Origin of the sequence: Modestobacter sp. I12A-02662, from assembly GCF_041028325.1 — a bacterium.
GTDB lineage: Bacteria > Actinomycetota > Actinomycetes > Mycobacteriales > Geodermatophilaceae > Modestobacter.
This window is the reverse complement of sequence record NZ_JABGDE010000042.1, coordinates 1-581: the sequence shown is the minus strand read 5'-3', so window position 1 is coordinate 581 and position 581 is coordinate 1. Positions and strand designations below refer to the sequence as shown.

Sequence of the window (581 nt, the reverse complement as noted above, 5' to 3'; positions counted from 1 at the left end):
GATGCGGTGGCGGCGTCGTCGGAGGAGCTGTCGGCCTCGTCGGCGCAGATCTCGGCGTCGGCGGAGGAGACCTCCGCGCAGTCCGGTGTGGTGTCGGCGGCGGCGGAGGAGGTGTCGCGGAACGTGGCCACGGTGGCGGCGGGCGCGGAGCAGATGGGCGCCAGCATCCGGGAGATCAGCCAGAACGCGAACGAGGCGGCGCGGGTGGCGGCGCAGGCGGTGACCGAGGCGCAGGCGACGACGGAGACGATCGAGAAGCTGGGCACCTCGAGTCAGGAGATCGGCGCGGTGGTCAAGACGATCACCTCGATCGCGGAGCAGACCAACCTGCTGGCGCTGAACGCCACGATCGAGGCGGCGCGGGCCGGTGAGGCCGGCAAGGGGTTCGCGGTGGTCGCCAACGAGGTGAAGGAGCTGGCCCAGGAGACGGCGCGGGCGACCGAGGACATCGCCCGCCGGGTGGAGGCGATCCAGGCCGACACGACCCGGGCGATCGGCGCGATCGGTGGGATCAGCGAGGTGATCGGCAGCATCAACGACTTCCAGCTGACCATCGCCTCCGCGGTGGAGGAGCAGACCGC

At 71.8% G+C, this 581-nt stretch carries 1 protein-coding gene; it reads left to right on the top strand.

What is annotated here, in order from left to right:
- The coding region (locus tag HL189_RS22505) for a methyl-accepting chemotaxis protein (protein WP_369135963.1) at positions 1–581 on the top strand (581 nt) is incomplete at both ends.